The 4,538-nt window shown below is 64.8% G+C and carries 5 protein-coding genes; 3 read left to right on the top strand and 2 right to left on the bottom strand.

The genetic code is table 11. The features are described from left to right. Window positions 1–190: PTS glucitol/sorbitol transporter subunit IIA (locus EN939_RS22090; protein ID WP_272483108.1), on the top strand; the 190-nt coding region annotated here is incomplete at its 5' end. Between the two features lie 56 nt (window positions 191–246). Continuing rightward, window positions 247–2,226 (top strand): phosphoenolpyruvate--protein phosphotransferase, encoded by a 1,980-nt coding sequence (gene ptsP / locus EN939_RS22085; protein WP_127269657.1) that lies wholly within the window; start codon window positions 247–249, stop codon window positions 2,224–2,226. 14 nt (window positions 2,227–2,240) lie between these two features. Here the strand turns inward: ptsP and EN939_RS22080 are convergent, their stop codons facing one another. Beyond that, the gene (locus EN939_RS22080) at window positions 2,241–3,044 is read right to left on the bottom strand and encodes a hypothetical protein (RefSeq protein WP_127269655.1); all 804 of its coding nucleotides are present in this window, start codon (window positions 3,042–3,044) and stop codon (window positions 2,241–2,243) included. A gap of 159 nt (window positions 3,045–3,203) precedes the next feature. On the opposite strand from EN939_RS22080, the gene EN939_RS22075 reads away from it, so the two are divergent. Then, a complete protein-coding gene (locus tag EN939_RS22075; protein ID WP_127269653.1) occupies window positions 3,204–4,214 on the top strand; it encodes a sugar-binding transcriptional regulator in 1,011 nt (336 codons plus the stop codon). On the opposite strand, the gene EN939_RS22070 is transcribed toward EN939_RS22075, so the two are convergent. After that, window positions 4,201–4,538 (bottom strand): HAD hydrolase-like protein (locus tag EN939_RS22070; RefSeq protein ID WP_164751140.1); only part of this gene is annotated, 338 nt, incomplete at its 5' end. The genes EN939_RS22075 and EN939_RS22070 overlap by 14 nt on opposite strands.

The raw sequence follows: 4,538 nt of genomic DNA, 5'->3' as shown, positions 1-4,538 counted from the left end.
GGTTGCCGCTGTTATCACAGCGGTCGGCTCCAGCGCGTGGAGCAAGGTGCTGGAAATGGGCCATGTCGTCATTTCGTTCAACGGCGCTACGGAGGCCGAGAGGCCCGGCGAGATCTGCGCGTCGCAAGTCGACCCGCAAGCGCTCGTGGCCGCACTGAAGACCGGGGCGATCATCACCATCGCCGCCTGACAGCATTCGCGCCGCGGCCTATGTTGGGAGCGGCGCCCAAAACCAGAGTATTTGCCATGGAACGCTCGACCATCGTCCGAGTGCATGAAGGTTTGCACGCCCGTCCCGCGACGCGGTTCGTGAAGCTCGCCAAGGGCTTCGAATCCGACGTCGAACTGGTCAAGGACGGCAAGGCGGTCAGCGCCAAGAGTTCGGTCAAGCTGATGCTGCTGGCGGTCAAGGAGAACCAGGAAGTCACGGTGCGGGCGAATGGCGCCGATGCCATCGAGGCGCTCGAGGCGCTGATCGGCTACCTCGAGAATCCGCGGGCCGGCCTCGATGATGAAGCGGAAGCGCAGAGCCCGGCGAACGATGCCGGGCAGGAAGCGGCACCCGCGCCCGGATTCGTGCCGGCGGCTCCTGACGGGGCAAACCGCCTGCGTGGCGTGGCCGCCAGCGAAGGTTTCGCCATCGGCCCGGCCTTTGCGCATTTCCCACCCGATATCGCCGGACGGGGCCGCGTGTTGCGGGCCGAGGAGATCGAAGGCGAGATCGACAGGTTCCGCACAGCCGTCGGCGCGGTCCAGGCCCGCATGGATCTTGCGTTGGCGCAGGACAGCCTGTCGGCTGGAGACCGCGGCATCGTCGCTGCGCTGCGCGATATCGCCGCCGACGACAGCCTGACTGGTGAGGCCGAGGGCCTGATCAAGGGCGGCAATGACGCGGTCTCCGCCGTCATCACCGCCGCCTCCACCATTGCCGCCGAATTCAGCGCGGTCGACGATCACTATCTCAACGCCCGGACGGACGACGTTCATGCGGTCGGGCGGCAGATCTGCCTCGTGTTGCTGGGGCAGGACGATATCAGCCTCGAAAACATCCCCGAAGGCGCTATCCTGATCGCCGACGACATCGGTGCCTGGGATCTGGCACGCGCGCCGCTGAAGCGTATCGGCGGCGTGGTGTGCGGCCATGGCGGCGCCACTTCGCACATCGCCATCATCGCGCGCTCGCACGGCATTCCGGCCGTGCTCGGCCTTGGCGGCCAGATCAATGCCTTGCGCACCGCGCGAGAGGTCGCGCTCGACGGCAATGCCGGCCATGTGATCATCGACCCCGACGCGGCGACCCGCGCCGATTTCGCCGGCCGCGTCGAAGCGGCGGCAAAGGAGCGCGCCGGCCTGACCATCTTCAAGACGGTGACGCCGAAGCTTGCCGACGGCAGGATCATCGAGATCGCGGCCAATATCGGCTCACTTGAGGAAATCGAAGCGGCGCAAGAGGCTGGCGCCATGGGCATCGGCCTGTTCCGCACCGAGCTTCTGTTCATGCGCCATATGCATCTGCCCTCGGAAGACATGCAGGCCGAGACCTATGCGGCGCTGGCCAAGGCTTTTGCGCCTTATCCGGTCATTGTGCGCACGCTCGACATCGGCGGTGACAAGCCGATTGCCGGCATCGAATTTCCCGACGAGGAAAACCCCTTCCTCGGCTGGCGCGGCATCCGCATGTGTCTCGACCGGCCCGACATCTTCAAGCGCCAACTGCGGGCGCTGCTGCGGGCCGCCGTGCACGGCAACATCAAGGTGATGCTGCCGATGGTGTCCGACCTCTCGGAGGTCAGGCAGACGCGCGTGCTGGTTGATGAATGCACGGCCGAGCTGAAAGCCGAAGGCGTGCCGCACGCATCATTCGATCTCGGCGTCATGATCGAAACCCCGGCCGCCGTGCTGATCGCTCCGGCGCTGGCCAAGGAGGTCGCTTTCTTCTCGATCGGAACCAACGATCTGACCCAGTACATCATGGCCGCCGACCGGCTCAATCCGACCGTCGCCAAGCTCAACGATGTCACCAATCCAGCCGTCATGTCGGCGATCGAAATGACGGCAAAAGCCGGCGTCGCCGCCGGTATCATGGTCGGCATGTGCGGTGAGGCGGCCGGCCGTCCCGATCTCATTGCGACCTTCGTGAAGATGGGACTGACCGAACTGTCGATGAGCCCGGCTTCCATCCAGCGCGCCAAGAAAGCGATCATGGCCATGGCCGCTGAAGGCTAGCCCAGACCGGCTAATTACGGCAGATGGGCAAGCAAGGTGGCGAACACCGGTGTCAGTTCAGCGATGGGGTTTGCCTTGGCGCAGGCCTGAACGATGCGGTCGTGGCGAATATCCGCCGCCAATATCGCGATCTCCAGCATATCCGGCTCCGGTGCACCGTCGCTGCCGGTGGTCGCCAGGCCGCAGGCCAAAGCGAGCGGCGCCAGGCAGCTTATGTCGAGCGCCCGGCCGGCAATCGCGGCCGGCGTTTCCGGCACGGTCTCGGCAAAGCGAACTGGACGCTGGCTGAGGCACTCGACCAGCAGCGCCGAACAGATCGCCGCGATTGCCTGCAGTCCGGCGCCTGGCGTGGCCAAGGCGGCCAGGAGGTCGCCATGCCGCTTGCGCATCGTGGCATGGACGGCCGCGAAATCGGCTTCGTGGATGCGGGCATTGTCGATGTTCAGGCCGGCAAGCACCGCCTTGGTCAGATAATACATATCGCGCCGGAACAGGCGCTCCGCGCTCAGCTGGCGATCCTCGTTGCCGATCGGGAAATAGGTGCCGAGGCCCTTTACCGTCGTGCCGTCCACCTTGATCGGGCGCTCATGCGGGACGAAAGCTTCAGCGATCGACAGCGCCTCGTCGACGGCACTGGCGGCATGGCTGAGCAGGCCTTCGATGCCCTTGCCCGGAAACGGCGGCAGATGGCTGGTTGCTTCGCGCAGGATGCTGGCATCGCCGCTGCCGTCATGGCGGCTCTGGCGGATGATTTCGCGGACTTCCCGCAGCCGATCCTTCAGATTGACGCGGACATCTTCGGAGATTTGTCGGAGCATCGCAGATCGCCTTGAAATTTGCTGCGGATAGCCGCCAACCGGGGCAGCCGCCACTCTCTACATTGTTCCTATCGATTGGTAGATCAATAGGCGATACTAGACCAGCATGCAGAATCGGCGGCAGCGCGCTCGTCCGTCGCCGCAGGGGGAGAGACAGACTTGGGCAGACGACGACAGGGCGAAAGCGAAGACGGTCGAGGCGAGGCAACCGAGCAGGTCGCCAGCGAAAGCCGAACGGATCGCCTCAGGATTCGCGCCGCCTGGATGTATTTCGTCGAACAGATGACGCAGAACGAGATCGCCGACGTGCTCGGCGTCGGTCGCGTCACCATCGTGCGCATGCTGGCGGATGCCCGGGCGCGCAACGAAGTGAAGATCACCATCGAGAGCGAATTGTCGGAAATCGTGCGGCTTGAGCGCGCGCTGGAGAAGACGTTCGGGCTGCAGCAGGCGCTGGTGGCGCCGCTTTCGGCACCCAATGCCGATCCGATACCAGCGATCAGCGCCAAGACCGGCAGTTTCCTGTCGGACACGATGAAGTCCGGCATGCGGGTCGGCGTCGGCTGGGGGCAGACGCTGTTCTCGAGCCTGCCCTTCATCAGCGCCAAGTCGCTCACCGATTTCAAGGTGATTTCGCTGCTTGGCGGTGTCGGCGTCGTGCGCCGGGTAAACCCAGCCGAGTTCGCCTGGCGCTTCGCTCAGATATTCCAGGGCGACGGCTATCTGATGCCGACACCAGCCGTCGTCGACAGCGTCGAGACCAAGATCGCACTGATCGAGCGCTGCGGCCTGCAGGAGATTTTCGAAATGGCCGACGTGCTTGATGCCGTTCTGCTGAGCGTCGGCGGGATTGCCTCGGCCACCACCTTCTCTCGGGGCGGCTTTCTCAAGGAGGCGGATCGGGAGGCCCTGCTTGCGCGAGGCGCCGTGGGTGACCTCCTGTTCCATTTCTTCGACCGCAACGGCGATCTGGTCGACCATCCGGTCAACAGCCACGTGATGTCGGTGGATGTCGACCGTCTGCGCAAGGCGCCGATCCGTATCCTCACCTCCGGTGGCGAGGAGAAAACCGAAGCGCTGCTCGGCGCCATGACCCTCATCGCCCCAACCATCCTGATCACCGACGAGGAGAGCGCGCGGCGTATGCTGGAGGCGGTCAGCGGAAGCTGAAACTGTCCGTGATGTAGTCCGGCCAGGCCTGCTGTTCGTCGAAAACAGCGGCGAGATCCGGTGTGTCCGCCAGTATTCCGCTCAGCACCAGCGCGGTGGCGATGCCGGCGCTGTTTCCCCCCGATATATCGTGTTCGACGCTGTCGCCGACACAGACCACGGTGCCAGGGTCCGGCTCGCCGGCCAGCGCCAGCGCGGCTTCGAAAATCGCCTTGTCGGGCTTGCCGATACGGGTAACGCTGCCGCCCAGGCTTTCATAGAGATCGGCCAGACGACCGGCGCCGAAGCGAGGGCCAACGGTCGTCAGCATGACGATGTCGGGAT

Origin of the sequence: Mesorhizobium sp. M7A.F.Ca.CA.002.05.1.1 (assembly GCF_003998335.1) — a bacterium.
GTDB lineage: Bacteria > Pseudomonadota > Alphaproteobacteria > Rhizobiales > Rhizobiaceae > Mesorhizobium.
The sequence above is the reverse complement of the archived record's forward strand: the minus strand, read 5'-3'. Positions and strand labels throughout refer to the sequence as shown.